The sequence below is a fragment of the Micromonospora foliorum genome, from assembly GCF_022229015.1.
GTDB classification, from domain to species: domain Bacteria; phylum Actinomycetota; class Actinomycetes; order Mycobacteriales; family Micromonosporaceae; genus Micromonospora; species Micromonospora foliorum.
The window spans coordinates 22,003-45,670 of record NZ_JAKKFF010000003.1 but is presented as its reverse complement, the minus strand read 5'-3'; the positions used below and the strand labels follow the sequence as shown (position 1 = coordinate 45,670).

27 protein-coding genes are annotated in these 23,668 nt (G+C 69.8%); 12 read left to right on the top strand and 15 right to left on the bottom strand.

Annotated features, from left to right (window positions below; genetic code table 11):
- The 5 genes from PSH25_RS00305 to PSH25_RS00285 form a co-directional block, all read right to left on the bottom strand.
- Positions 1-1,221: 4-alpha-glucanotransferase (locus PSH25_RS00305; protein WP_238657014.1), on the bottom strand; the 1,221-nt coding region annotated here is incomplete at its 3' end.
- A gap of 199 nt (positions 1,222-1,420) precedes the next feature.
- Positions 1,421-2,629 (bottom strand): ABC transporter ATP-binding protein, encoded by a 1,209-nt coding sequence (locus PSH25_RS00300; protein ID WP_238657013.1) that lies wholly within the window; start codon positions 2,627-2,629, stop codon positions 1,421-1,423.
- 10 nt (positions 2,630-2,639) lie between these two features.
- The gene (locus PSH25_RS00295; RefSeq protein ID WP_238657012.1) at positions 2,640-3,476 is read right to left on the bottom strand and encodes a carbohydrate ABC transporter permease; all 837 of its coding nucleotides are present in this window, start codon (positions 3,474-3,476) and stop codon (positions 2,640-2,642) included.
- Position 3,477: 1 nt separating this feature from the next.
- Positions 3,478-4,461 (bottom strand): carbohydrate ABC transporter permease, encoded by a 984-nt coding sequence (locus PSH25_RS00290; protein ID WP_308193598.1) that lies wholly within the window; start codon positions 4,459-4,461, stop codon positions 3,478-3,480.
- Positions 4,458-5,744, bottom strand: coding sequence for an ABC transporter substrate-binding protein (locus PSH25_RS00285; RefSeq protein ID WP_238657011.1), 1,287 nt, complete (start codon positions 5,742-5,744; stop codon positions 4,458-4,460). The genes PSH25_RS00290 and PSH25_RS00285 overlap by 4 nt, the downstream gene beginning before the upstream one ends.
- A 409-nt stretch (positions 5,745-6,153) precedes the next feature.
- Here PSH25_RS00285 and PSH25_RS00280 point away from each other — a divergent pair, with 409 nt between their 5' ends.
- Together PSH25_RS00280 and PSH25_RS00275 are read left to right on the top strand one after the other, a co-directional pair.
- Positions 6,154-6,480 carry a hypothetical protein gene (locus PSH25_RS00280; protein ID WP_238657010.1) on the top strand — a complete coding sequence of 109 codons (327 nt, stop codon included), beginning with the start codon at positions 6,154-6,156 and terminating at the stop codon, positions 6,478-6,480.
- Entirely contained in the window at positions 6,477-6,875 is a 399-nt protein-coding gene (locus PSH25_RS00275) for a hypothetical protein (RefSeq protein ID WP_238657009.1), read from the top strand. Before PSH25_RS00280 ends, PSH25_RS00275 begins: the two co-directional genes overlap by 4 nt.
- A gap of 18 nt (positions 6,876-6,893) precedes the next feature.
- Here the strand turns inward: PSH25_RS00275 and PSH25_RS00270 are convergent, their stop codons facing one another.
- Complete coding sequence (locus tag PSH25_RS00270) at positions 6,894-7,148, bottom strand: flavin reductase (RefSeq protein WP_238657008.1); 255 nt, start codon at positions 7,146-7,148, stop codon at positions 6,894-6,896.
- Between the two features lie 279 nt (positions 7,149-7,427).
- Here PSH25_RS00270 and PSH25_RS00265 point away from each other — a divergent pair, with 279 nt between their 5' ends.
- The 5 genes from PSH25_RS00265 (at position 7,428) to PSH25_RS00245 (ending at position 10,242) form a co-directional block, all read left to right on the top strand.
- Positions 7,428-8,228, top strand: coding sequence for a helix-turn-helix domain-containing protein (locus tag PSH25_RS00265; RefSeq protein ID WP_238657007.1), 801 nt, complete (start codon positions 7,428-7,430; stop codon positions 8,226-8,228).
- Complete coding sequence (locus PSH25_RS00260; RefSeq protein ID WP_238657016.1) at positions 8,222-8,404, top strand: DUF397 domain-containing protein; 183 nt, start codon at positions 8,222-8,224, stop codon at positions 8,402-8,404. The genes PSH25_RS00265 and PSH25_RS00260 overlap by 7 nt, the downstream gene beginning before the upstream one ends.
- A 193-nt stretch (positions 8,405-8,597) precedes the next feature.
- Complete coding sequence (locus tag PSH25_RS00255; protein WP_238657006.1) at positions 8,598-9,302, top strand: VOC family protein; 705 nt, start codon at positions 8,598-8,600, stop codon at positions 9,300-9,302.
- A gap of 185 nt (positions 9,303-9,487) precedes the next feature.
- Entirely contained in the window at positions 9,488-9,919 is a 432-nt protein-coding gene (locus PSH25_RS00250) for a RusA family crossover junction endodeoxyribonuclease (protein WP_238657005.1), read from the top strand.
- A 47-nt stretch (positions 9,920-9,966) separates the two neighbouring features.
- The gene (locus tag PSH25_RS00245; protein ID WP_238657004.1) at positions 9,967-10,242 is read left to right on the top strand and encodes a hypothetical protein; all 276 of its coding nucleotides are present in this window, start codon (positions 9,967-9,969) and stop codon (positions 10,240-10,242) included.
- Positions 10,243-10,255: 13 nt separating this feature from the next.
- On the opposite strand, the gene PSH25_RS00240 is transcribed toward PSH25_RS00245, so the two are convergent.
- Together PSH25_RS00240 and PSH25_RS00235 are read right to left on the bottom strand one after the other, a co-directional pair.
- A complete protein-coding gene (locus tag PSH25_RS00240; protein WP_238657003.1) occupies positions 10,256-11,041 on the bottom strand; it encodes a L,D-transpeptidase family protein in 786 nt (261 codons plus the stop codon).
- Positions 11,042-11,452: 411 nt separating this feature from the next.
- Positions 11,453-12,163, bottom strand: coding sequence for an HAD family hydrolase (locus PSH25_RS00235; protein ID WP_274526787.1), 711 nt, complete (start codon positions 12,161-12,163; stop codon positions 11,453-11,455).
- Between the two features lie 118 nt (positions 12,164-12,281).
- On the opposite strand from PSH25_RS00235, the gene PSH25_RS00230 reads away from it, so the two are divergent.
- Positions 12,282-12,926, top strand: a complete 645-nt coding sequence (locus PSH25_RS00230) for a hypothetical protein (RefSeq protein WP_238657002.1) — start codon at positions 12,282-12,284, stop codon at positions 12,924-12,926.
- On the opposite strand, the gene PSH25_RS00225 is transcribed toward PSH25_RS00230, so the two are convergent.
- On the bottom strand, positions 12,919-13,536 hold the full coding sequence (locus PSH25_RS00225; RefSeq protein WP_238657001.1) for a TetR/AcrR family transcriptional regulator: 618 nt from the start codon (positions 13,534-13,536) through the stop codon (positions 12,919-12,921). The two genes, PSH25_RS00230 and PSH25_RS00225, sit on opposite strands and share 8 nt — an antisense overlap.
- 178 nt (positions 13,537-13,714) lie before the next feature.
- Between PSH25_RS00225 and PSH25_RS00220 the strand changes: the two genes are divergently transcribed.
- The gene (locus tag PSH25_RS00220; RefSeq protein ID WP_238657000.1) at positions 13,715-14,917 is read left to right on the top strand and encodes a low temperature requirement protein A; all 1,203 of its coding nucleotides are present in this window, start codon (positions 13,715-13,717) and stop codon (positions 14,915-14,917) included.
- A gap of 60 nt (positions 14,918-14,977) precedes the next feature.
- Here the strand turns inward: PSH25_RS00220 and PSH25_RS00215 are convergent, their stop codons facing one another.
- A complete protein-coding gene (locus tag PSH25_RS00215; RefSeq protein WP_238656999.1) occupies positions 14,978-16,096 on the bottom strand; it encodes a serine hydrolase domain-containing protein in 1,119 nt (372 codons plus the stop codon).
- A 105-nt stretch (positions 16,097-16,201) separates the two neighbouring features.
- The gene (locus PSH25_RS00210; RefSeq protein ID WP_238656998.1) at positions 16,202-17,095 is read right to left on the bottom strand and encodes an RNA polymerase sigma-70 factor; all 894 of its coding nucleotides are present in this window, start codon (positions 17,093-17,095) and stop codon (positions 16,202-16,204) included.
- A gap of 179 nt (positions 17,096-17,274) precedes the next feature.
- Here PSH25_RS00210 and PSH25_RS00205 point away from each other — a divergent pair, with 179 nt between their 5' ends.
- On the top strand, positions 17,275-17,658 hold the full coding sequence (locus PSH25_RS00205) for a DoxX family protein (protein ID WP_238656997.1): 384 nt from the start codon (positions 17,275-17,277) through the stop codon (positions 17,656-17,658).
- A 71-nt stretch (positions 17,659-17,729) separates the two neighbouring features.
- On the opposite strand, the gene PSH25_RS00200 is transcribed toward PSH25_RS00205, so the two are convergent.
- Positions 17,730-18,329 (bottom strand): TetR/AcrR family transcriptional regulator, encoded by a 600-nt coding sequence (locus PSH25_RS00200; RefSeq protein WP_238656996.1) that lies wholly within the window; start codon positions 18,327-18,329, stop codon positions 17,730-17,732.
- A 100-nt stretch (positions 18,330-18,429) separates the two neighbouring features.
- Here PSH25_RS00200 and PSH25_RS00195 point away from each other — a divergent pair, with 100 nt between their 5' ends.
- Together PSH25_RS00195 and PSH25_RS00190 are read left to right on the top strand one after the other, a co-directional pair.
- Positions 18,430-19,302, top strand: coding sequence for an FAD-dependent oxidoreductase (locus PSH25_RS00195; RefSeq protein ID WP_238656995.1), 873 nt, complete (start codon positions 18,430-18,432; stop codon positions 19,300-19,302).
- The gene (locus tag PSH25_RS00190; protein ID WP_238656994.1) at positions 19,299-19,586 is read left to right on the top strand and encodes a hypothetical protein; all 288 of its coding nucleotides are present in this window, start codon (positions 19,299-19,301) and stop codon (positions 19,584-19,586) included. The genes PSH25_RS00195 and PSH25_RS00190 overlap by 4 nt, the downstream gene beginning before the upstream one ends.
- Before the next feature lie 37 nt (positions 19,587-19,623).
- Here the strand turns inward: PSH25_RS00190 and PSH25_RS00185 are convergent, their stop codons facing one another.
- The 3 genes from PSH25_RS00185 to PSH25_RS34335 form a co-directional block, all read right to left on the bottom strand.
- On the bottom strand, positions 19,624-21,507 hold the full coding sequence (locus tag PSH25_RS00185; RefSeq protein WP_238656993.1) for an AfsR/SARP family transcriptional regulator: 1,884 nt from the start codon (positions 21,505-21,507) through the stop codon (positions 19,624-19,626).
- 247 nt (positions 21,508-21,754) lie between these two features.
- Positions 21,755-22,720: a hypothetical protein gene (locus PSH25_RS00180; RefSeq protein WP_238656992.1), complete on the bottom strand. Its 966-nt coding sequence runs from the start codon at positions 22,718-22,720 to the stop codon at positions 21,755-21,757.
- A 322-nt stretch (positions 22,721-23,042) separates the two neighbouring features.
- Complete coding sequence (locus tag PSH25_RS34335; protein WP_502361340.1) at positions 23,043-23,465, bottom strand: hypothetical protein; 423 nt, start codon at positions 23,463-23,465, stop codon at positions 23,043-23,045.
- Between the last annotated feature and the right edge of the window lie 203 nt (positions 23,466-23,668).

The window sequence follows — 23,668 nt, the reverse complement described above, 5'->3', positions numbered from 1 at the left end:
GTGCCGCAGGGGGCGGGGCAACATGTCCCGGTAGGCGGCGTAGCCGGTGGCGGCGAGCCGGTCCGGGCGCCACGCGGCCAGCCCCCAGTCCTGGCCGAGTTGGTTGAAGTCGTCCGGCGGCGCGCCGACCCGCACCCCCTGGGCCAGCACGTCGGCGAGCTGCCATCCGTCCGCGCCGCCCGGGTCGATGCCGACGGCCAGGTCGTGCACGACGCCGACCGGCATCCCCGCCGAGCGGGCCGCCGCCGTGACGGCGTCGAGCTGCTCGTCGCAGAGGTGTTGCAGCCAGGCGTGGAAGGCGACCCGGTCGGCGAGCTGTCGGCGCTGCTCGGCCACCGCCGGGGCGTCGGGGTGGTGCAGCTCCGCCGGCCAGGCCCGCCAGTCGTTGCCGTGCCGCTCGGCGAGCGCGCACCAGGTCGCGAAGCTGGTCAGCGCCGGGTCCGCGGCGAGATCCACCGGCTGGGCGTACGGGTGCAGCAACTCCAGGGCGTGCCGCTTGGCGGCCCACACCTCGTCGTAGTCGATCAGAGGGCCCCGGTCGGGACGCAACGCGTCGACCACCGCACGCGTCGCCGGGTCCGCCGCACGATACGCGGCGGTGTCGCTGACCCGCAGGTAGAGCGGGTTGACGAAGCGCCGACTGGCCGGCGAATACGGTGAGGTGGCCACCGGGTGCGCCGGCCCGACCGCGTGCAGCGGGTTGAGCAGCACCAGCCCCGCCCCGGTGGCACCGGCCCACCCGGTGAACTCGGCGAGGTCGCCGAGGTCGCCCATCCCCCAGGAACGCTCCGAGGTGAGCGCGTAGAGCTGCAGCATCCACCCCCAGGTGCGGGGCGGCACCGGCAGCCGGCGCGGCACCACCACCACTGTCACCGCCCGGTCGGCGCAGGCCAGCCGGTGCCAACCCAGCGGCAGGTCCGCTGGCAGCTCACCGTCGACCGCGCGGCGGCCACCGTCCTCCAGGGTCACCACCCCCGGGCCGGGCAGCGCCCGGCTGCGGCCATGGGTGAGCACGACCGTCTCCGGCAGGGCGCTCCGGTCGACCGCACGGGCGGCGGCGAGCGCGTCGGTGATCGCCGTCGGGCTGGTGGCGTCCACCCCGAGCAGCCCCAGCACACCCACCACGGTTTCCGGTGCGACCTCGACGCGGCGGTGCCGCCAATCCTCGTACCAGGTGGAAACACCGTGCGCGTTGGCCAGCGCGGCCAATCGTCGGTTCATCCCGTCCCCCGCTTCACGACGCGACCTGCGACCACCTTGCCACGCCGGCCCACACCCCGCAGGACACGGCGGGCGCGGCCCTCCCACGCCCCCGCTGCGCCCTGCCCTCGCCGCGCCGATCTTGCACTTCCTGTCCCGACACAAGGGGCATTCCACGTGTGTCGACAGCCGAAACTGCAAGATCGGCGCGATCTGGCTGTCAGTCGGCGAGCGCGCCGGCGGCCCGACCCTCGTGCAGGGTCAGGTTGCGGCCGTTGGCCGGGTCGAACAGGTGGATTTTCTCCAGGTTGAACCAGACCCGCCGCGTCTGCCCCTCGGCGACCGGGGACTCGGCGGACAGCCGGGTCACCAGGTTGCCGCCGGCGCCGGCGAAGTCGGCGGCGCCGGCGTCGGCGGCCAACTCCTCCAACTCGGCGGCGCTTGCCTTCTCGCCCTCGACGGTGAAGTAGACGTACTTGTCCGAGCCCATCGACTCGACGATGTCCACCGGCGCCTCGAACTCCATGCCCCGCCGGCGGGTGTCGTCGTCGACCAGTTCGGCGTCCTCGAAGTGCTCGGGGCGGATGCCGAGGATCAGTTCGCGGGGCGCGTCGGCCGACTCCAGCTCCCGGCGGACCCGGTCGCCGAGCGGCACCGTGCCCAGGGCGGTGCGCAGCTCGCCGTCCTGCACGGCGGCGTGCAGGAAGTTCATCGACGGGGAGCCGATGAAACCGGCCACGAAGAGGTTGCGCGGGTGGTCGTACAGCTCCTGTGGGGGCCCGACCTGCTGCACCGCACCCCCGCGCATGATCACCACGCGGTCGCCGAGGGTCATCGCCTCGGTCTGGTCGTGGGTGACGTAGACGGTGGTGGTGCCGAGCTGCTTCTGCAGGCGGGACACCACCGTGCGCATCTGCACCCGCAGCTTGGCGTCGAGGTTGGACAGCGGCTCGTCCATCAGGAACGCCTTCGGCTGGCGGACGATCGCCCGGCCCATCGCCACCCGCTGACGCTGGCCACCGGAGAGGTTCGCCGGCTTGCGGTCCAGCAGGGAGGTCAGCTCCAGCACCTTCGCCGCCTCGTCGACCTTGCGGTCGATGGTTTCCTTGTCGAGCTTCGCCAGCCGCAACGGGAACGCCATGTTCTCCCGTACGGTCATGTTCGGGTACAGCGCGTACGACTGGAACACCATGGCGATGTCCCGGTCCCGGGGAGCCTTGTCGTTGACCCGCTGCCCGGCGATGCGCAGCTCACCGGAGCTGATGTCCTCCAGCCCGGCGATCATGTTGAGGGTGGTGGACTTTCCGCAGCCCGAGGGCCCGACCAGGATCACGAACTCGCCGTCGGCGATCTCCAGGTCGACGTCCTGCACGGCGACGGTCCCGTCCGGGAAGCTCTTGCTCACCTTGTCCAGCACGATGTCAGCCATGACTACCCACCTATCCCTTGACTGCGCCGGAGGTCAGACCGGACACGATGCGACGCTGGAAGAAGAGGACGAACAGAATGATCGGCACGGTGATCACCACGGCGGCGGCGCAGATCGCCCCGGTGGGGTCCTCGAACTGCGACGCGCCGGTGAAGAACGACAACGCGGCCGGCACCGTGCGGGACCGCTCGGTCGAGGTCAGCGAGATGGCGAACAGGAAGTCGTTCCAGCAGAAGATGAAGACCAGGATCGCCGTGGTGAACAGCCCCGGCGCGGCCAGTGGCGCGATCACCCGCCGGAATGCCTGCCCCTGGGTGGCGCCGTCCATCTTCGCGGCCTTCTCCAGGTCCCACGGGATCTGCTTGAAGAACGCCGACAGCGTGTAGATCGCCAGCGGCAACGCGAAGGTGATGTACGGCAGGATCAGCCCGAGCCAGGTGTCGAAGATCTTGAGCTGACGCTCGATCTCGAACAGCGGCGACACCAGTGACACCTGGGGGAACATCGCGATCAGCAGGGAGACGCCGACCAGCAGCTTCTTACCGGGGAAGTCCAGCCGACTGATCGCGTACGCGGCCATCGCGCCGAGCACCACCGCGATCAGCGTGGCGATCAGCGCGACGCCGATCGAGTTGACAAGCGCCCGGACGAACTGGTCGGTGTGGAAGATGGTCCGGTAGTTGTCCAGCGTCCACTCCCGGGGGATGAAGTTCCCGTCGGTGAGGGTGGCCGGCGTCTTGAACGACAGCGACGCGATCCACAGCACCGGGACCAGCGCGAAGACGACCACGAGGACGTCGAGCAGACCCCAGCGCAGCTTTGCCCTGGTGGTGGTTTCGACAGCCATGTCAGCGCCTCTCTCCGTCGTCGCTGCCCGGAGCAGCGGTGCCGAACAGCTTCACGAAGACGAAGGCGATGATCGCCACGGTGATGAAGATCAGCACCGACATCGTCGAACCGATGCCGAGGTTGAGGCCCCGGATCAGGTTGTTGTAGGCGAGCATCGACACCGACGACGTCTCGTTGCCTCCGGCGGTCAACACGAAGATGTTGTCGAAGACCCGGAACGCGTCCAGGGTGCGGAACAGCAACGCGACCAGGATCGCCGGCTTCATCACCGGCAGCATCACCTTCGTGAACTTCTGCCAGGCGGTCGCGCCGTCGGTGGACGCCGCCTTGAGCAGGTCCTCCGGCACCAGCGCCAGCCCGGCCATCAACAGCAGCGCCATGAACGGGGTGGTCTTCCAGATCTCTGCCAGCATGATGATCGCCAGGGAGCTGGCCCGTTCGGTGAGCGGCGCGCCGTCGCTGAACAGGTCGGCCAGGTAGCCGGTGCCGGGCGTCCAGGCGTACCGCCAGGAGAACGCCGCGACCACGGTGACGATCCCGTACGGGATCAGCGCCGAGGTCCGGACCAGGCCGCGGCCGACCAGGGTGCGGTGCATGATGATCGCCAGGCCCATGCCGAGCACCAGCTCGACGGCCACGGTGACCACCGTGATCAGCATGGTCACCCCGAACGCGGTCCACCAGAACTCGTTGGTGAGCACGGTGACGTAGTTCTCCAACCCGATGAACTCCCGCTGGTCGGGGAAGCGCAGGTCGAAGCGCTGCAACGACAACCAGACCGAGTAGATGATCGGGTACGCGGTCACCGCGATCATGACCAGCGCGGCCGGGGCACAGAGCAGCAGACCGAGCTTGCGTTCGGCCTTCTTGTTCTCACTCAACGGTGGCTTGCGACGGCCGCCGCGTTGCTTCGGTACGGCGGCGGGCCGGCGGGTCTCCTCGGCGGCGACGTCGGCGCCGGTCGGCGTGGCGTTGATGCTCACGGCAGGACCCCCTTGGACTGGAGGGCGTCGGCGATGGCGCCGCGCAGCTCGTCGGCGGTCTGCTGCGGGCGGATCCCGGACGGCGGCGACAGGATCGCCGACATCACGGTGGAGATGCTCTGGTAGGCGGGGGTCAGCGGACGGGTCGCCGGGTCCTTCAACTCCTCCAGGATGGTGTCCTTCATCGGGTACGCCTCGGTCATCTCCGGGTCGTCGAAGACCGCCTCGATGGTCGGTGGCACGCCGTCGTTGATGGCGGAGAACTTCTGGTGCTCGGCGCTGCGGATGCACCGGGCCGCCTCGAAGGACTGCTCGGGGTGCTTGGAGTAGGAGCTGACCGCCAGGTTGACCCCACCGATGGTGACCTTGCTAGGGGTGCCCCCGTCGACGCCGGGGATCCGAGCCCAGCCGACCTGCTTGGCCAGTTCCGGGTTCGCCTCCTGCAGGGCCGGGTAGACGAACGGCCAGTTCACCTGGAACGCGCCGGAACCGGACTGGAACTCCAGCCGAACCGGGTCCTCGGTGGCGTTGCTGAACGACGGCGAGGTCACGCCCGACGTGGCGAACTTCTTCAGCTGCTCCAACGCCCGCACCGTGCCCTCGTCCATCACGGCCTTCGTACCCTCGTCGTTGAGGATCTTCCCACCGGCGCTCTCGGCCAGGGTGTTGTAGAGGACGACCAGACCCTCGTACTGGGCGCCCATGGTGAGCACCTGGTACGGCTTGCCCTGGTCCTTGAGCTGCTGGGCCGCGCTGATCATCTGGTCCCAGGTGGTCGGCGGCTGCGGCACCAGGTCCTTGCGGTACCAGAGCAACTGGACGTTGGTGTTCTTCGGCGCCGCGTACAGCTTGTCCTCGTACCGGGCGGTGTCCAGCGGCCCGGCGAGGGTGCCCTGCTCGACCTCGGCCTTGTCCTGGCCGGTCCACTCACGGATCCAGTCGGCGCTGGCGAACTCCTGCGTCCAGGTGACGTCCAGGCCGAGCACGTCCATCCCGCTGTCCTCGGCGGCCAGCCGGCGCACCATCTGCACCCGCTGGTCGTCGGCCTGCCGGGGAAGCACCCGGTAGGCGATCTCGTACCGTCCCTGGGCCTGCGCGTTGCAGTCGTCGACGACCTTCTGCAGGTTCTGCTCGGGCGGGTAGTACAGGTTGATCGTCGGTGGGCCGCCGGCGTCGTCCGCGCCGCACGCGGCCAGCGGCGCGACGAGTGCCAGCGCGGCAGCCGCCGCCCCCAGGCGAACAACCGGTCGGCGTCGGTGTCGAGACGTTTCGGGGTCCGTCATCGCCCTCCCCCTCTCCTCGGCGAAAGACCGGGGAGGGCATCCGTGCCCCGGCGCACGGCGAGACGATTCCGAGCCGGCAAGCTGCGGAAACACCGGCGCGGATGCTCTGTAGCGGCTACTCTGCCCCACCCGCGAAGCCACGAAACCTGGCCGTCACGACGGGAGCGCGCTCAGCGACCGGCCGCCGTCGCCCTACGCCGACGCGGCGCGTGATCGACTCGCTTCCTGAACCGGCCGCCCCAACCACGCCCATGATCGACACGGCTTCCTGGAGGTCGCGCCATCACCACGCCGGGAAACAACCGCGTTTCAGGAAGGGGAGCCGATCATGGGCTGGGACCGCAGGACCTTGAGCCAGACGGCGGCCGAGCGTGGAGGCGCAACAGTATGACAAGTGTAAGCTGCGCGTATGACAGAGCCGCAGCGCCGCTTCACGATCTCCGTCCCCCCAGACGTGGCACAGGTCCTGGAGAGCCAGGGCCACCGCATGGCCAGCGCCTACGTCACCGATTCGGTGCGCCGCCGAAGGCAGGTGGAGCAGCACAAGGAGTTGTTGCTCGCCGCCGGCATCCACGTCACTGAGCAGGGTGTCGCCGAGGCTCGGGCCCGTCGCCTGGGCGTGGAAGCCGATTGGCCCTCGGAGCGGTTCGAGGCGGAGCGCGCCAAGATCCGCGCCGCCATGGAGGCCGAGATGAACGGCGACGACAACACTGCTCCCCGCGCCGACGCCGCATGACCGCACAGACGACACCACCGGTCCGGCTCATCCTGGACCGGTCGGCCCTGCTGGGATACGCCGTCCTCCGCACAGTGCACGTGGGCGAGCCCGTCCACGAGGTCATTGAGGACGGGGTGCGGTTCGGGGTGCCGGTGGTGGCAGCCGCCGAAGCCCTGAACATGGCAACTGGCAAGGACCTGGCGCTGCTACACAAGCTGCTGACTCTGCCCGCCTGCGCACTGCTACCGGAGCGGGCGGAGGATCTATCGGAGCTGACCTTCTGGCAGCGCAGGACCCGCCGATTCGACCTGGCCGCAGCCGCCGTGGCGGGCCTGAACCACGATGCCGCGGTGCTCACCGGCGAGGGCCCCGGATACTCCGACGGAGTGCCGCTGATCCACTTCCCGGGATGAACCACGGCGGGCCAGGCGTCAGCCCCGGGCCCTGGCCCAGGAGAGGAAGCGCTCGGTCATCCGGGCCGGTGGGTGATCCGGGTGGAGTTGGGTGAGCTGGTTCGTCGCCTCGTGCATCAGAGTGCCGAGATAGATCAGCAGCGCGGTCCGGCTGGTCCGGTACTCCGTCAGCAGGGCGAGCTTGGCCGGTTGGCAGGGCCACTCGGTGCCACAGTTCCGGCACCGCCACAGCGGGCGCATGGCGACGTGCGGGACGGGCGGCCGGACCACCATCACCGCCACCGCGCCCAGGGCTGCTGGGCTGTCGTGGTGAGCACGTCGACCTCCTCGGGAATGGGGAGGGGGCCGCTCCCGCAAGGGGGATACGGGAGCGACCCCGGGGGCAGGGCCCACCGCCGCCATTCCGGCCACCGGCGGACCCGCCACTGGTGACAGTGTGGTGATGAGGCGACTACCGTCGATACGTGCTCGCGCCATTCGTGCAGCTCAGCGGTCCAGGTGAGCACCCATGAGGGACACGCCGAGCCAGACTGAGCGAAGGTTGGGGAATCGATGGGAACCGTCACCGATTACGTGCTGGAGGAGCTGCGCCTGTTCCGGACGGGGATTGGGCTCAGCCAGGACGACTTCGGCAGGGGCATCGGCTATTCGGGTTCGCACGTCAGCTCGGTGGAGACGGGCGGGCGACCGCCCACGAAGGAGTACATGAGGGCGGTCGACACCCACCACCAGACCGGCGGACGCTTCCTCCGCATGCTGGACGGGCTGGCCCGGCTCGACGCCGAGCCGGCCTGGCTCCGAGAGTGGATCGAGTTCGAGCGGGAGGCGACCACGCTGCGCTGGTTCGAGTTGGCGTACGTGCCGGGCCTGCTCCAGACCGAGCGGTACGCCCGCGCGACGCTGGCCGGCGGCCGGTTCGACGTCGAGGACGTGGACCGGATCGTCGCCGCCCGGCTGGAGCGCCAGGCGATCCTGCACCGCCCGCGCCCGCCGCAGCTCATCGCCGTGCTGGACGAGGCGGTGCTGCGCCGGCCGGTGCTCGACCAGCCGGGTCTCATGGTCGAGCAGTGCGAGCACCCGGCCCAGTTGGCGGCGGCGGAGCATATCCAGGTGCACATCGTGCCGACGGATGCTGGGATGTATCTGGGGCTGGCCGGTCAGTTCATCATCGCCGAGATGCCCGACGGTGAGAGGGTGGCTCACGCCGACAACCAGCTCACCGCACAGTTCGTCGATGCACCGACCGACGTCGCTAAGCTGGCGAAGACCTGGGAGATCGTGCGGAACGAGGCGCTCCCCCGCCGGCAGTCAACCGAGCTGATCAAGGAAGTGGCGAAGTCATGGGCATGCTGACCCCACAGTGGCGAAAGTCGACCCGGTCCGGCGGCAACGGCGGATCCTGCGTCGAGGTCGCCGACAACCTGCCGAGCGTGGTGCTGGTGCGCGACACCAAGGACCGTGACGGCGGCACCCTGCACGTCGACCCGACGGCCTGGAAGTCCTTCGTCGAGTACGCCAAGCAGCACTGAGCGCGAACTCGGAGAAGCCCAACGATCGCGGCCGGGCCGGGTCGATCATGGAGTTATGGTGCCTGGTTTGGGGTTATGCGCAGACTTTGTCACCCACCACAACTCCATGATCGACGAGCCGCCGGGCGGCACTGACTCCGCCACGCGGCGCTTGTTCCACGGGCGGCCAGCCCGGACCGGGCATGCTGGAAGGATGATCGCGCGCTTCAAGGATCTCTGTCTGGACGCCACCGACCCGCTCGCACTCGGCGCCTTCTGGGCCCGGATGCTCGACGGTGACGTGGCCGACGCCGGTGACGACGACACCCGCGTGGACCCGCGCTCGGCGCGTTCGAACGCCGAGTCGATCTGGGTGAACAAGGTGCCCGAGCCTCGGGTCGGCAAGACCCGCGTACACCTGGATCTGCGGTTGGCCGGTGCGGACCCGGCGGCGTTGCTCGCGGACGGCGCCCGGCTGGTCCGCGAGCCGGCTGGCGAGGCGACCTGGTGGGTGCTCGACGACCCGGAGGGCAACGAGTTCTGCGCGTTCCCGGCCCGCGACGGCACCCAACCGGGCCCGTTCGAGCTGGTCGTCGACTCGGCCGACCCGGCGGCGCAGGCGACCTGGTGGGCCGGGGTGGTCGGCGGCACCGTCGAGCACGAGCCGGCCCACGCGTCGGTGGTCGGCGCGTCCGGGTTCCCCTGGGACTACTGGGTGTTCGCCGGGGTGCCCGAGCCCAAGACGGTCAAGAACCGGCTGCACTGGGACGTCGACCTGGTCGACCCGGAGCCGATGGCGCTGATCGCGGCGGGCGCGACGCTGCTGCGGGAGCCGCTCGACGAGGCGCACTGGTGGTGGGTGCTGGCTGACCCGGAGGGCAACGAGTTCTGCGCCTTCGCCCCACGCCCCACCGGGTGAACGACCGACTACCCAGCGCGGGCGGCGTCGGCTAGCGTTTTCCTAGCGCCGTAGCCGGCGCGTTCGCCGCCGCCGTCGACACGCCTCCGGCCGACCCACGCCTGCCCGATCGGTTGGTAATCGCGGGAACGACCCACCGCCGCTCCCCCGGTTCGGCAGGATCGTCCCAACGAGGAGGTGCCGTCGTGCAGGACACCCGCGCTCTCGCCCTGACGTTCGAGGTGAGCGGCCTGCCACCGGTCAAGACCGAAGCGTTGTCCATCTTCGCCGCCGGGCATCGGCAGGCGACGAGGGTCCGCACCCTGCTCCAGGCCGCCCTCGCCGCGGCCCAGCGCACCGGCTGGACGCCGCTGCCCGGGCCGATCGAGGTGGACCTGGTGTTGCGCTGCCCGCCCGGGCACCGGACGTCCGACGCCAGCACCCTGCTCGGCGGCGTCTGCGCCGTGTTGCAGGACAAGAAGCGGGTGTCGACCATCGGGCTGGCCCACCTCGGCGTCCTGGTGGACGTCGCGCTGTACGACGACGACCGGCAGATCCGCCGGTTGTCCTACCACGAGGAACCGGCGGAAGACTTCTCGTACCAGGTGCGGGTCGCCGCCGTACCGACCGGGGTTTGACCGACGTCCGCGGTGGGGTATCGCGGACGCCGACGAAGGGAGCACCGATGTCGGAGCCACATGTCACGCTCGACCCCCGCGGGCTCGATCCTGTGCAGCAGAAGCTGCGCGGCCCGCTGGAGGAGCAGCTGACCTCGGCCCTTCAGGCGGCCACCGACCGGGTCCGCGGCGACTACGCGGGCGAACCGGTCGAGCAGGTCTGCCAGCGACTGTTGGAGGAGACCCGCTCCGGGTTGCACCCCGACATCGCCGCCGGGTTCAACCCGGACATGGACGAGTTCTGCCGGGTCGCGGTGGCGATCGTCCGACGCGAGGCCGACTGAGCCGCGACGCTTCTCAGTATCGGCTCAGTTGGGCGTACGGGCTGAGCACGATGCGTGGTGACAGCGCCGGGTCCAGCCAGTTGAGCACGTCGACCAGGTGGTCGTGGGCGAGGGAGACACAGCCGGCGGTGGCGTTGCCGGCGGTGGTGCTGAACTGGTGCAGGAAGATCCCGCTGCCCGCGTTCGGCACCGGCTTCGCCACGTTCGGCGGCATGTTGTAGGTGATCACCGCGAAGTGCGTGTACGCGGGGACCTCCTGCCACAGTGCCTCGCTGGCCCCGCCCGGGTTGGTCGCACTGTGCTGGAAGGTGTTGTACAGCGCGGACGACGGGTTCTCGTTCCACCAGTCACCGCTGACCAGCCGGTGGTAGGGGAATCGCACGCCCGGGTTGGCGGCGATGCCGTACATGGTGGGGCCGATCGAGTAGACGCCGGTCGGCGTGGTCGGCACGCCCTCCACGTGGTTGTCGCTGAAGCCCTTCGAGCCGATCCGGGCGGGCAACTTCGCCGCGGCGGGCTGCCAGCCGTTGCGCACCCGCACGTACGCCTCCAGCGTCGCGTAGGTGGTGGTGTAGCTGCTGGCGCCGACGATGATTACCTGCTTCGTCTCCGCCGGCAGCGTCCGCAGCTCACTGGCCCGGTTGTGGCGCGGCAGCGTCGACCACGAGCCGGGAACCGGGGCCGTGCCCCAGGCCGGCCGCAGCGGCCCGCTCGCACCGAGTGCGGGTGCGGCCGGGGTGAGCACGGCCGGGGCGGCCAGACCTGCCGCCGCGCCGAGCAAGAGGGACCTGCGCTTCATGCCGCCATCCTGACAGTCGATCGGCCGCGCGGTCTGCCCGCGCGGCATGGTTGAACATTCGCCGGCCGGGTCAGGACCGGGTCCGCAACTACCCAGCCCTGACCCTCGGCCGTCCGACAGGGGAGCGGACAGCTCCGGCACCCCGCCGCGCGGGCGTGGCACGACGCCACGCGCGAGAACGGGGTGGGCCAGCCACTCCGTCAGCACTCAGCTCCACGGTGCTCACCCGCCGAACGCCGACGCGCCCCGACACACCCCGAAAGGCCGCGAGCGCCGGACCAGGCTAGGTGGGCTCCAACCGGCCGGACAAGCCGCGTCGGACCGCCGGAGGCAGGAGTGATGCCACGGGGAAAAACAGGCATCTCGGCGTAACGCCACCATGATCGCCGACGCTGTTTGCCTTCAGTACGGTCAGAAGTGCGCCAGCAGGTCCCGGAACGCGGCGAGCCGCAGCACCCCGTCGTCGGTCGGGTCCAGCTCGTCCTCCTCCAGCACCCACGTGTTCGCGTTCGGAATGAACACCGCGTTCAACCCGGCCGCCCGCGCCGGCAGGATGTCGGACTTCGGGGAGTTGCCGATCATCCAGGCGTCGGCCGGCGCGAAGCCGTGCTCCCGAGTGAGCCACCGGTACGTGTCGACGTTCTTCTCAACGACGATGTGCGCGGCCCCGAAGTGGTGCAGCAGGCCGCAGGCGTCCAGTTTGCGCTGCTGCTCCTCCTGGTCACCCTTGGTCAGCAGCAGCAGCTCGTGCCGGCCGGCCAGCTCGTCGAGCGCGTCGGCCACCCCCGGCATCAGCTCCACCTGGTGCTCGACGAGGGCCACCGCCAGCCGGTCGATCTCCTGACGTTCGGAGTCGGTGGCCGGCCGCTCGCGTAGCCGTTCCAGGCACTCCGCCAGGCTGCGCAGGAAGACCTTGCTGCCGTACCCGTGCGCCACCGCGTTGGCCCGCTCGATGTCGTCGAGGACGGCCCGCAGCGCGGCCCGGTCCAGGGTGGGGTGGTCCAGCCAGCCCAGGAAGTCGTCGATCACCCGCTCGAACACGACGTTGTTCTCCCACAACGTGTCGTCCGCATCGAAGATCAACACCTGTGCCTGCTGCCGCCCCGCCACGCCGACCGTCATGCCATCCCCTCCCCGCGCCCACCGCCCGGCAGGCCGAGGGCCAGGATAGGCGGCACACGGATTTCAGATCTTCCGGATTTTCCGTGAACCGCTCGGGACGGCTCTTGAGGAGTACGGCATGGTCACCATGAAGTGGGTCACCGGCGCGGCGATGCTGGCCTGCGCCAGCGCGCTGGTGGGGTGCCAGGGCGAGGCGGACACGGCGCCGGGCACCGCGGCGGGCACGCCGACGCCATCGGGCGCGGTCACCGGCGCGCCGACGCCCACCGCGGGGGCACCGGCCACGTCGTCGGCAGCGGCTGCCGACCCGCTGCTCTCCGGCAAGCGCGAGGTCACGATCACTCGGGTGCAGGGTTCGGGAGAGGCGCTGGAGCTCGGCGGGCGGCTTGAGGAGGGCGGTGACACCGGCGGTCGCGTCCTGTTCGTGCCGACGCCGATCGGCGGCGACCGGTACGTGATCAGGGCCTTCGGCGTGAAGGACGACCACCCCGCCAACGACGACCCCTCCTGCTGGCAGGTCAACGGCCTGGACATCGAACCCGAACTGACCATCGAGTCCGTCGTCTGCGACCAGGACGACCCGATCCAGCGGTTCACCATCATCGCCAAGGGCAACGGCACGTACGCGATCGGCAGCGAGACCCGATACCTCCAGCACCTTCCCGGCAACGGCCTGGTCCTCAAGGAGTTGGGCAACGCCCCGCTGAACACCACGTTCCGGTTCACCGACAAGGGCCCGGCCGACCGCCAGCCCCTCAACTGACCACGATCGGGGGCGTCGGCGGTGGCGTGGGCACGGGCCACCGCAACAGCCGTTGCGCGATCAGCGCCTCGCGTTCCTCCTGCCCCTCAGGTCGAAGCCGGCCACCGCGGGTGAGCATCACCACGCCGTGCAGCAGGCTCCAGCCCACCTCGGCGAGGGTGTCCGGGTCCCGGCCCTCGGCCAGGGGGGTCAGGGCCGCCCGCAGCTCGGCGAAGACCGCCCGCGGCGCGGCCGGCACACCATCCACGCCGAGGGCCAGGTCGGGGGTCAGCGCGAGCATCGCGTCATAGACCTCGGGATTGGTGTACGCGAAGTCGAGGTACGCGGTCGCGACCGCCGGCCAGACCCCCTCGGGGCTGCCGACGGTCTCCGCGTGCGCCTCGGCGAGATCGGCGGCCAGGTCGGCGAAGGCGCACACCGCGACGGCGGCGATCAGCGCCTCCAGGTCGGCGAAGTGCCGGTAGATGTCACCCATGTCGATCTCGGTGCGTTCGGCGAGCCGTCGGGTGGTCACACCCGCCCAGCCCTCCGTCTCGGCCAACTCTCGCGCGACCGTGACGAGGAGGTCACGCCGGTCCTGTTCAGTGGCCTTCTCGGCAGGTCCGGGCACGCCCACGAGCGTAAGGGCGTACACCTGCCGTAGCGGCCAGGTGACGGATTGGTGACTGTTGTGGTGCGTCCGCCCCCTCCCCCCACGTGCCACATCCGGCCCCTGCCTCGTTAGGCGAGGAGATCACCGCGACGGGAGGGCACGTGCTCGTTCGGCGACACCGGCGCGTGGCGAGCCGATGAGCGAGAACCACGTCGGACGACTGGTGCGCAGCGAGGCCAGCTTCCAGCGGGCAACCTTCCTGGAGCTCTTCCTCGATCTGGTCTTCGTCTTCGCCCTCACCCGAATCTCGGCGCGGGTGATCGTCGATTTCACCGACGGCCAACGCGGCGTGTACGCGGGGCTCGGTCAGGCCCTGCTCCTCTTCCTGGCCCTGTGGGCGGTCTGGTCGCTGACCGTCTGGTCCACCAGTTGGCTGGACCCGGAAGCGCCGATCGTCCAGACCGTCATCGTGATAACGATGGTCGGCGCCATGACGATGGCCGTCGCGGTGCCCGACGGCTTCGGCGCAAGGGCCGGTCTCTTCGCCATCACCTACGTCGGCCTCCAGATCGGCCGGGTGGTCTACTTCCACATCGCCGGGCACGGCCGACCCGACCCTCGACAGACCACCCGGGTCCTGGTCTGGTTCGGTCTGAGCGCGCCGCTTTGGGTCATCGGCGGCCTGGCCAGCACGGGCACGGTCCGCGGGGCGCTGTGGACCCTCGCCGCGCTGATCGACTACACCGGATTGTTCCTCGGCTGGCCGACCCCGCGCATCGGCGCGCAGCGGATCGGTGGCCAAATGATCGCGGCCGAGCACCTGGCCGAGCGGTACCAACAGTTCTTCCTCATCGCGATCGGTGAGGCGGTCTTCGTCATCGGGCTGGCGTACAGCGGTAGCGAATTTCATGCCGACCAGACGGGCGGCTTCCTTCTTGCCCTGACGACCACCGTCCTGCTCTGGCGGATCTACTTCCACCTTGCGGGAAGGGTGCTGGATGCGGCCATCGGCCGCGCCCGGGACGCCGCCCGACTCGCGACCGACATGGCGTTCGCCCACATGGCCATGATCGCGGGGGTGGCGCTGACCGGCGTCGGCTTCGAACTGTTCATCACCGAACCGCTCGGGCATTTCCCGGCGGTCTGGCTCATCGCCATCTTCGGCGGCCCCGTGCTCTTCCTCGCCGGGCGGTCCATCCTCGAATACCAGGTCTTCGGCCGGGTCTCCCGGAGTCGGATCGCTGGCCTGCTCGCCCTCGGCCTGCTCACGCCGGTTGCAGTGCACCTCCAGCCGCTCACCGCCGGCGCGGTTGCCGCCGTGGTGCTGCTCGGCGTCGCCGGAGCGGACACGCGACGCTCCCGCCACCGGTCGCCGGAGAGCCCCACGCCCCCGTTCTAGATCCGCAGGACTGCTCCGTGCGGCAGGGTCGATGCCGGCCGGTTCACCAACTCTCGCCGGTCAGCCGCAGAGGGCCTTGTTCAGGAACGCGTCGACGGCGTCGTCGGGGTCGCCGGTGAAGTCGGGCGTGAGCACGATCGTGACCTGGCGGCGCCGGTCATCGGTCAGGTACGACCAGGACTGGTACGCCAGGGCATCGCCGTCGTTGCCGTACACACGGATGCCGCACGAGGTGTCCCGCCACCAGGCCAGCCCCAGCCCGTACCTGCCACCCTCGACACCCGGTGTCTTCATCTCGTCGAGCAGGTGATCCGGCAGGAGGCGCCCACCCAGCAGTGCGACGAAGAACCGGTTGAGGTCCCTCGTCGTGGAGATCATCTCGCCACCCGCGCCCATCACCGACGGGTTCATCCTCGTGTAGTCGACGAGGCTCGTCCCGCCGTTCTGCCGTATCCGCACGTAGCCGTGCGGATGCGGGCCGGCGATTCGCGAAGAGGCCCCCGGCACCGAGGTGTCGCGCAGCCGCAACGGTGTGATGACCCGACGCTTGATCTCCTCGCCGTACGACTGGCCGGTGGCCTCCTCCACGATCTGGCCGAGCAGGAGGTAGGCGGTGTTCGAGTAGGCGAAGGCCGAACCCGGCGGGTCGAAGACGGGCGGGTTGGCCACCGCCCGCTGAACAAGCTCGGCCGGGCTCCAGGTCCGCCACCGGTTGGTCAGGAACTCCGGTTCCGGCGGCAGCGGCAGCGTCCGCAGATAGTCGTACAGGCCGCTGGTGTGGTTGAGCAGGTGGCGCACGGTCACGCGGTGACCGTCCGGAACGACTCCGGGCAGCCACCGGTCGACCGTGTCGTCCAGCCGCAACCACCCCTCGTCAACGAGTTGCAGGACAACGGTGGCGACGAACGTCTTCGTGATGCTGCCGACCCGGAATCGGCCCGCCACCGGGACCGGCCGCGACTCGCCCAGTTCGGCGACACCGCTGACGCCCCGCCAGACGCCATGCTCGTCACGCACTTCCGCCAACGCACCCACCGCCCCGGCGGCCACGACGTCGTCCAGCCGCTTCTGCAACGCGCCGCGATCCGCTTCCTTCGCTGCGGCGCTGGCAACGGCCGGCACCCCGATCACCGCCAGAGCCGTCGTCACAGCGACCAACGCCCGATGCACTCGCTTCATCCCGACCCCCTGGGAACAGTTCGTCGACATCGAGCCTGAACCCGTAGGCGCGACGGACATATCCGGGAACACCCGGGACTCCCCCCTGAGAGCAGACCCGGGCGATCAGCGGCGCAGGGCCGTTTCGCTCCGCATGTGCGACAACTTCTCGGGGTTGCGCACCGCGTAGACCCCACTGATGAGACCGTCATCGATACGCAGCGCGAGGACCGTGTCGACCGCGCCGTCGAGCCGCAGAACCAGCGCCGGGTGACCGTTGACCTGGGCAGGGTGCAGCGACATGGTCGCGGTCCTGCCGTGTGTGCTGCACAGCAGGCGGGCCACCTTGTCGGCCCCGGCGACAGGCCGCAGCACGGCCTGCTTGATCCCGCCGCCATCGCCGAGGAGCACGACATCCGGCGCGAGGACGTCGAGCAGACCCTGCACGTCGCCGGTCTCGACCGCCAGCCGGAACGCGGTGAGCGCACGTCGGGTTTCGGCCGGCGAGACCATCCCACGGGGCCGCCGCGCGGCGACATGCGCCCGCGCACGGTGGGCGATCTGACGAACCGCGGCCGAACTCTTGTCGACCGCCTCGGCGATCTCGTCGTACCCAAGGTCGAAGACCTCACGGAGTACGAACACCGCCCGCTCGGTCGGCGCCAGCGTCTCCAGCACCAGCAGCATCGCCATCGAGACGCTCTCGGCGAGTTCGACGTCGTCGGCGACGTCGGGTGCGGTCAACAGCGGCTCGGGTAACCAGGAGCCGACGTAGGACTCCCTACGCCGGCCGACCGCACGCAGCCGGTTGAGCGACTGGCGGGTGGTGATCCGGACCAGGTACGCACGCTGGTCCCGCACCGTCGAGAGATCAGCGTCCGCCCACCGCAGCCAGGTCTCCTGGAGTACGTCCTCCGCGTCGGCGGCCGAGCCCAGCATCTCGTACGCGACGGTGAAGAGCAGGTTCCGGTGGGTGACGAACGCGTCGACGGCCCGGTCCCCCCGGCCGTCCGCACTCATGATTCCGCCCCCAGCATCCATGCGTCCTCCAGTCTCGCCGAACTCGACCGCGTCGCCCACCAGACACCGGCCTCCGGCCTTCTGTGACGCCGGGCGCCCGTGCTCCTCGTCACTCGACGAACTGTCACAGCGCACCGGCGGGCGGTGTCTCCTGTGCGACCCGAGACGGAGGGAAACTCATGAACCTGGCACTGTGGATCGCGGCCGGACTGCTGGCCGCAGTCGCCCTGACCGGCGGCATCACCAAGACGTTCGTACCCAAGCAGAAGTTGGCCGGGACCAACGGCGGCGGGTGGACCGGCGACGCCTGCGTCGGCTTCGTCAAGACCCTCGGCGTCCTCGAACTCCTGGCAGCCGTCGGCCTGATCCTGCCCGGCGTGCTCGACATCGCGCCGGTGCTGGTAGCGGTGACCGCCATCTGCTGGATCCTGCTGATGGTCGGCGCGGCGAGCACCCACCTGCGTTATGGCGAGGCGAAGTTCGTCGGGCTGAATCTGGTCTACCTCGCGCTGGCCGCGTTCGTGGCCTGGGGCCGCCTCGGGCCCGAGCCCTTCGGCGGCTGACCTGAGCCCACTCCTGCCCCGGCTGGTCGACCGTGCCCCGCTGTCCAGGTGGATGCGCCATGGCGCGGCGCTCAGGAGGGCGCGGCGGCGGGGAAACCGTCGGTGAGCGCGACGATCACCCGCTGGATCCGGTGATCCGCTGACGAGTCGGTGTGGCCGGTCAGCGCGACGTGGTGCAGCACGCTGACCACCGCCAGAGCGAGCGCCTCGGTGTCGACGCCGGCCGGCACCCGCCCACGGCTCTGCTCGGCGGCCAGGTAGCCGGCGACCGCGCGTTCGATCCCCCGCAGCCCCGACATCCCGCTGCCCAGGACCGCCTCGACGTTCGCCGTCAACTCCGGGCGGAATGCGGTCAGCCGGGTCAACGCCGTCAGCGTGCCCAGCGGCGTCGCCAGGACGGCCTGGCGCAGGTTGTCGGCGACAGTGCCGGACCCGGCGCGCTCCGGCAGGCCGGCCACCTCGCCGGAGATGTGGAAGACGCGGTCGACCGCGAACCCGGTCAGGAAGTCGTCGAAGTTCGCGAAGTGCGCGTAGAGCAGGCCGGTCGCGACCCCGGCCTCGCGCGTCACGGCCCGGCCGGTGAGCCGGCTCGGCCCCTCTTCCACGATCAACCGCTCGACGGCAGCGAAGAGTTGCTGTCTGAGCGCTGGGATGGCGACTCCACGCGGCATGGCTGGAGTCTAGGCGGTTCCGCAGCCGGCGGTTGCGCCGGTATGAACAGTCGCTCATACTAGTTTGAGCAGATGCTCATTCTCGGTGGCGAGGTGCTGGATGAAACGTGCGGTGATCGTGGGCGCGGGGATAGCCGGGCTGGCCACAGCCCTCCGACTCCACCAGGACGGGTGGCAGGTCACCGTGGCCGAACGGGCCCCGGCCCGACGCAGCAGCGGCTACATGGTGAACCTGATCGGGCCCGGCTATGACGCCGCCGAACGCCTCGGCCTGCTCCCCGCGCTGTCCGCCGCCGACCTGGGGCTCTTCACCACCGTGCTGGTCCACGCCGACGGACGACCCAAGTTCACCGTGCCGTCCGCCATCGCCGAGGCCGCACTCGGCCCACGGGCACTCTCGGTGTTCCGCGGCGACCTGGAAGCCAGCCTCTTCGAAGCGGTGCGGGACCGTGTCGACATCCGCTTCGCCACCACCGTCGCGTCCGTCGAACAGGACACCGATCACGTACGCGTGGAGTTGAGCGACGGCACCGTCGAGCAGGCCGACCTGCTGGTCGGCGCCGACGGGGTGCACTCGGCCACCCGCACCGCCGTGTTCGGCCCCGACTTCCGGGTGGACCTCCCGTACCTCGTGGCCGCCTTCCCCCTGCCCCACCCGGTGCCCGGCGTGCCCGAGTCGTCCGCCACCACGTACATCGGCCCCGGGCGCACCGCGGCGATCGTCAACCTGGGCCCGGAGCGGTCATCGGCGTTCTTCACCTACCGCAGCGCGGAGCCCGCCGCCGACCTGAGGCGCGGGCCGGTCGACGCGCTGCGGGCCGCGTTCGGAGATCTGTCGGGCGGCGTGCCCGACGCGATCGACCACCTGGAGAACGACCCGGCCAGCGCCTACTTCGACGCCGTCAACCAGGTGGTCATGCCGCGCTGGAGCACGGCCGCATCGTCCTGCTCGGAGACGCGGCGTGGTGCGTGACGCTCTTCGCCGGGCACGGCGCGGCCCTCGCACTGGCCGGCGCCGACCACCTCGGCGCCGCCCTGCGGCGGCACGCCGCCGACCTCCCGGCCGCACTCGCCGAGTGGGAGACCGGACTACGCCCGGAGGTCAGCAAACGACAGGCCCTCGCCCGCCGGGGAATGGCCCAGTACGCGCCGCCCAGCCGATTCCACGTCTGGATGAGCGATCTGACCATCCGGGCGATCACCCTGCCCGGCGTCAGCGGCCTCGTCCGGCGAGGTATCGAACGGGCAAACCGCTGAGCGACGCCCCGCTCACCTGGCCGTTCGTCCGCGTCCCTCAGAGGTGCTCGAAAACGCCCTGGAACGCCGGACGGTCACGGTCACCAGGGGTGACCCGCCACCCGTTGATCAGCTGTCGGGGCACGGATGGCAGCGCGGTCAGTTCGGCGGCGTACTCACGAACCAACGCCGGCAACCGGTAGCCAGCCGGCTCGTCGAGGTACACCAGGTGCGTGTCGATCAACTCCTCGAGCGCCCGCCACACGCGCTCGGCCGTGACGCCGAGCCGCGCGGCGGCGCTGTCCGGCAGCAGCTGACCGTCCGGTGCGCCGCCGAGTAGTTCGATGAGCCGACCGGCCACCTCGTCCTCCGAGCGAACCGCCGCGAAGCCGGTGGCGAGCCGATCCCGCATGGAGAGGTCACCGTGCGCCAACCAGTCCAGCCGACGACGTCCGTCGCCGATCTGGGCGACCAGCCGATCCATGGACAGCGCCGGCCGGCCGGCCAATCGCGCGCCGACGACCCGCAGGGCCAGCGGCAGTCCGGTGCAGAGCCGGAGCAGTTCCCGGGTCGCGGCGGGATCGGCGTCAAGTCGCTCCGGGCCCACCAGCGCCCCGAGCAGGGTTCGCCCGTCAGCGTCACCGAACGCGCCGGCCGTGATCCGGCGTACCCCGTCGAGGCTCCGCAACTGGCGCTGGGCGACCACGACGAGCCCGGGCCCGGGACCAGCGGGGACCAGTGGGCGTACCTGCGCGGCGTGGGTGACCCCGTCCACCACCAAGAGGAGGCGACGGCCGGCGAGCCGGGAGCGGAGCCGGCCGGCCCGCTCCTCCGGGTGCTGCGGGACGTCGGCGGCGGCGACGCCGAGGCTGCGCAGCACCCGGGCGACGACCTCCTCGCCCGGCACGTCGGTCTGGTACCCCAGGTCGACATAGACCTGACCGTCGGGAAAGGCGGCCGCGACGGTGTGGGCGGCGCGGACCGCGAGCGCCGACTTGCCGCCGCCGGCGGGGCCGCAGACCACCGCGACGGCGGGCGTAGGGCCGGTCACCGCGGCGACCACGTCGGCCATTTCCCGGGTACGCCCCACGAAGGCGACCAGGTCCGCCGGCAGCTCGCGGGGCGCCACCCAGCTTCCGTCGACGGCCGGTACCCGGTGCTGGGCGACAGCGACCGGCTCGGCCACCACAGGCGGCACCCAGATCAGCTCGGGCGATCGGTCGAGCATGGCGCGGTGCAGTGTTGCCAGTTCGCTACCGGGCTCGATGCCGAGCTGGTCGTAGAGGCTGTCTCGGGCCGCCCGGTACGCCGACAGCGCGGCGGGGGTGTCGCCGCACCGGTAGAGGGCCAGCATCAGCTGCCCCCAGGCACGTTCCCGCAACGGATGGGCCGCGAGGTGTTCGCGCAGACCGGCGAGCAGGTCGGAGTGCTCACCGACGGTCAGCCGGAGTTCGGTCAGCTCCTCGAAGATCTGCAGCCGCTGCTCGTCAAGCGTCGCCCACCGGTTGTCCAGGGAGGTGCTGCGCGGCACGCCCCCACCGGCCGGCCCGCGCCACTGGGCGAGGGCATCAGTGAGCTGGCCTATCACGGCCACCGGGGCAACGTTGTCCCGTCCCGCCCGGGCACCCCCCGCCAGGCGGAGGAACTCGACGACGTCCAGCTCACCTGCGGCCAACCGCAGCTCGTACCCGCCTGGGTGGGCGACGATCCGGTCGCCGACCGCGCGGCGCAGGCCGGCCACGTGGGAGCGGAGGTTCGCCACCGCCGACGCGGGCGTGGAATCGGCCCAGACCATGTCCGAGAGCCGGTCCAGCGAGACCGGCCGGTTCGCCTCAAGGGCAAGCCCGGCGAGCACCGCCCGACGCTTGGCAGCACCCATCGTCACGAGCTGGCCGTCGACCCGTAGCTCCACAGTGCCCAGCAGCCGAATATCGATCGTCATCTCACCGCTCCCCCGTTAACCCATGAGCGCGCTCAGGCTAGGCGGCGGTGCAATGGCACGACAAGGCTGGCGTGGGGCGACAGTGAGGTGACGAACGTCTATTTCCACGACAGCGTGTTGATGTAACGAAATCGGTAGGACAGGCGCTCCATCGAAGAAAGGCTGACTACGTCAGGCAGCCGTCCTCGCAGGAGCAGGGCCGGGTGGGTGTGGAACTCGCTCCACGCCCACCCGGCTGCCGTGCTGATTAGAGGGACAGGATAAAGGGCCGAGCGACATCACCAAAATGCATCAGGATGGAATCTCCCCGAGAGCAGACTCCCTGCGGGACACCAGGCAGTGGCGATCCGTCGGGCAGGACTACGCGAACTTCCTCAGTCAGGTCGAGGCCCGCCTCCGTCACCTGATACCGGCTTGCCACATCGAAACCGGATAACGGGCCACCCCTCCTCCTCGGCCATTCAAAGCGACCCAGGAGGAGTACGTGATCGCCTCGCACCGCCAGCCCGGAAGGCGACTGGGTCTTCGTCGCCTTGAAAGTGGTCTCTCCGCCTCGATCCAATGTGACCACCGAATTGTCCAGGTCCACTGCTGCCACCACGCCGGCCGTTGACACATTGAGCGCGTAGCAGTGGAAGCCGACATCAGCCGCACCGGAGTCCGTGGAGAGGACCCAGGAGAGATGGCCGTCCGCCGACCAGCAGCAAATTCCGGGGAGTAGGACCCCAGCTGCGAGGTCCTGCCGTCCCGCACTTGGAGGTAGCGCCCAGAGACCCGCCTGGTCGCGGTATCCAACCCAGAGGGCACCAGCATCGTCGACCGCCAGATGGGAGAACTGGCTGCCCACAGAGATGCTCCGGATGACTCTGCCCTCGGAATCCCCGATCCACACATTCTCTGCCTGTGGCCCATGCTCTCCACCGGAGCCCGACCTGATGGAACGACTGGCGAAGACGTATCCGCGAGGTCCGTAGTCCACAAGGTCGGCGACCTCGGGCAGATCCGGCAGCGGCGTGAACGTCCCCTCCCGGCAGACTGCCATCCCCCGCTCGGGCAAGGCGGCGCCTGCCGCCCCGGCCATACCGCATCCGGCCTCATCGGGAACCGTCGAAGCCAACAGGAAGATTTCCTTGCCCCAGAAGTCAAGCCCGGAGTACACCGCCTTCCATCCACTCCCAACAGATGGCGCCACCGCGTCCCGCAAAACCTGCATGAGACCTCCCCGAATCGGTATCGAGCTGGTCGGCGTTGTCGTGCGACGCCTCCGTGGGCCCGCGTCGGACCACGACATGCCCCCCGCGGTTGCCCGTCCAACTCATGACGCTGATCGGACTACCACCAGCAAGCACATACCGGTTGCCCGGGGACGGATCCATCGCCAGGCACATGCGACGTCGATGCCGCCGAACGAACCATCTTCAATATCACCGGGAGGCGCCGCAGGGATGATCGTGAGGCGGAATTGGCGCGCGTACCAATTCAGGAGCGCAATCACGTCGACAGAGGGCCCTATCGGGAAGCTGCCACACTACGCCTTAGCTCAGAATGCTGGATAGCCTATCCCGCACAATAAGGTACCCGTGCAAGTCATCCGATGGAAGATCTTCGTCGCCAGACTCCGAGAGTCTTTCCCCGGCGACCTCATTGGGGTCCTCGTCGTCATAGAGGACCACGAAACCACGAGCCCTAACGTCACCCCTGTAAAATTCCGATGATGGCCACATCATCCGGCCCCAGTCAGGGAGTCGGCCAACAAGAGGCCATTCGCCGTTGACTAGTGGGATATCACCGAACCTGGCAATAAGGACCGCGTTCTCTGGGTGCAGACTCGGAGGTTCTTCTGGAACGGCAACGAGCGCTGGTCCGAAGAAGTACCCGACAGTGACCGCACTACGTCCGTGCCTGGTGACAAGAGCAAGAGCATTTGCGCCGAATCGAAGGGGAACAGCGAATACCATTCCCTCTCTTATGTCGCGCCGTTTCATCATCACCCCCTAGAACACGGAACTCAACCAATCGCGCGCCGCCCAGCGAGACGAGCATCGAGCCGGGATCCTTTACGACCCCGGCTCGATGCTGTGAATCAGCCCGGCTGGTTACGCCTCGCTCTCAAGGTCCTCCAAGTGATCAAACAGGGCTTGGCAAATCAAACGATCGAATG

Excerpts from the sequence above, each read along its gene's own strand:
- PSH25_RS00300 (WP_238657013.1), bottom strand. The coding sequence starts at position 2,629 with ATGGCTGACATCGTGCTGGACAAGGTGAGCAAGAGCTTCCCGGACGGG.
- PSH25_RS00295 (WP_238657012.1), bottom strand. The coding sequence starts at position 3,476 with ATGGCTGTCGAAACCACCACCAGGGCAAAGCTGCGCTGGGGTCTGCTC.
- PSH25_RS00285 (WP_238657011.1), bottom strand. The coding sequence starts at position 5,744 with ATGACGGACCCCGAAACGTCTCGACACCGACGCCGACCGGTTGTTCGC.
- PSH25_RS00280 (WP_238657010.1), top strand. The coding sequence starts at position 6,154 with ATGACAGAGCCGCAGCGCCGCTTCACGATCTCCGTCCCCCCAGACGTG.
- PSH25_RS00275 (WP_238657009.1), top strand. The coding sequence starts at position 6,477 with ATGACCGCACAGACGACACCACCGGTCCGGCTCATCCTGGACCGGTCG.
- PSH25_RS00270 (WP_238657008.1), bottom strand. The coding sequence starts at position 7,148 with ATGGTGGTCCGGCCGCCCGTCCCGCACGTCGCCATGCGCCCGCTGTGG.
- PSH25_RS00265 (WP_238657007.1), top strand. The coding sequence starts at position 7,428 with ATGGGAACCGTCACCGATTACGTGCTGGAGGAGCTGCGCCTGTTCCGG.
- PSH25_RS00260 (WP_238657016.1), top strand. The coding sequence starts at position 8,222 with ATGCTGACCCCACAGTGGCGAAAGTCGACCCGGTCCGGCGGCAACGGC.
- PSH25_RS00255 (WP_238657006.1), top strand. The coding sequence starts at position 8,598 with ATGATCGCGCGCTTCAAGGATCTCTGTCTGGACGCCACCGACCCGCTC.
- PSH25_RS00245 (WP_238657004.1), top strand. The coding sequence starts at position 9,967 with ATGTCGGAGCCACATGTCACGCTCGACCCCCGCGGGCTCGATCCTGTG.
- PSH25_RS00240 (WP_238657003.1), bottom strand. The coding sequence starts at position 11,041 with ATGAAGCGCAGGTCCCTCTTGCTCGGCGCGGCGGCAGGTCTGGCCGCC.
- PSH25_RS00235 (WP_274526787.1), bottom strand. The coding sequence starts at position 12,163 with ATGACGGTCGGCGTGGCGGGGCGGCAGCAGGCACAGGTGTTGATCTTC.
- PSH25_RS00230 (WP_238657002.1), top strand. The coding sequence starts at position 12,282 with ATGGTCACCATGAAGTGGGTCACCGGCGCGGCGATGCTGGCCTGCGCC.
- PSH25_RS00220 (WP_238657000.1), top strand. The coding sequence starts at position 13,715 with ATGAGCGAGAACCACGTCGGACGACTGGTGCGCAGCGAGGCCAGCTTC.
- PSH25_RS00215 (WP_238656999.1), bottom strand. The coding sequence starts at position 16,096 with ATGAAGCGAGTGCATCGGGCGTTGGTCGCTGTGACGACGGCTCTGGCG.
- PSH25_RS00210 (WP_238656998.1), bottom strand. The coding sequence starts at position 17,095 with ATGAGTGCGGACGGCCGGGGGGACCGGGCCGTCGACGCGTTCGTCACC.
- PSH25_RS00205 (WP_238656997.1), top strand. The coding sequence starts at position 17,275 with ATGAACCTGGCACTGTGGATCGCGGCCGGACTGCTGGCCGCAGTCGCC.
- PSH25_RS00200 (WP_238656996.1), bottom strand. The coding sequence starts at position 18,329 with ATGCCGCGTGGAGTCGCCATCCCAGCGCTCAGACAGCAACTCTTCGCT.
- PSH25_RS00195 (WP_238656995.1), top strand. The coding sequence starts at position 18,430 with ATGAAACGTGCGGTGATCGTGGGCGCGGGGATAGCCGGGCTGGCCACA.
- PSH25_RS00185 (WP_238656993.1), bottom strand. The coding sequence starts at position 21,507 with ATGACGATCGATATTCGGCTGCTGGGCACTGTGGAGCTACGGGTCGAC.
- PSH25_RS00180 (WP_238656992.1), bottom strand. The coding sequence starts at position 22,720 with ATGCAGGTTTTGCGGGACGCGGTGGCGCCATCTGTTGGGAGTGGATGG.
- PSH25_RS34335 (WP_502361340.1), bottom strand. The coding sequence starts at position 23,465 with ATGGTATTCGCTGTTCCCCTTCGATTCGGCGCAAATGCTCTTGCTCTT.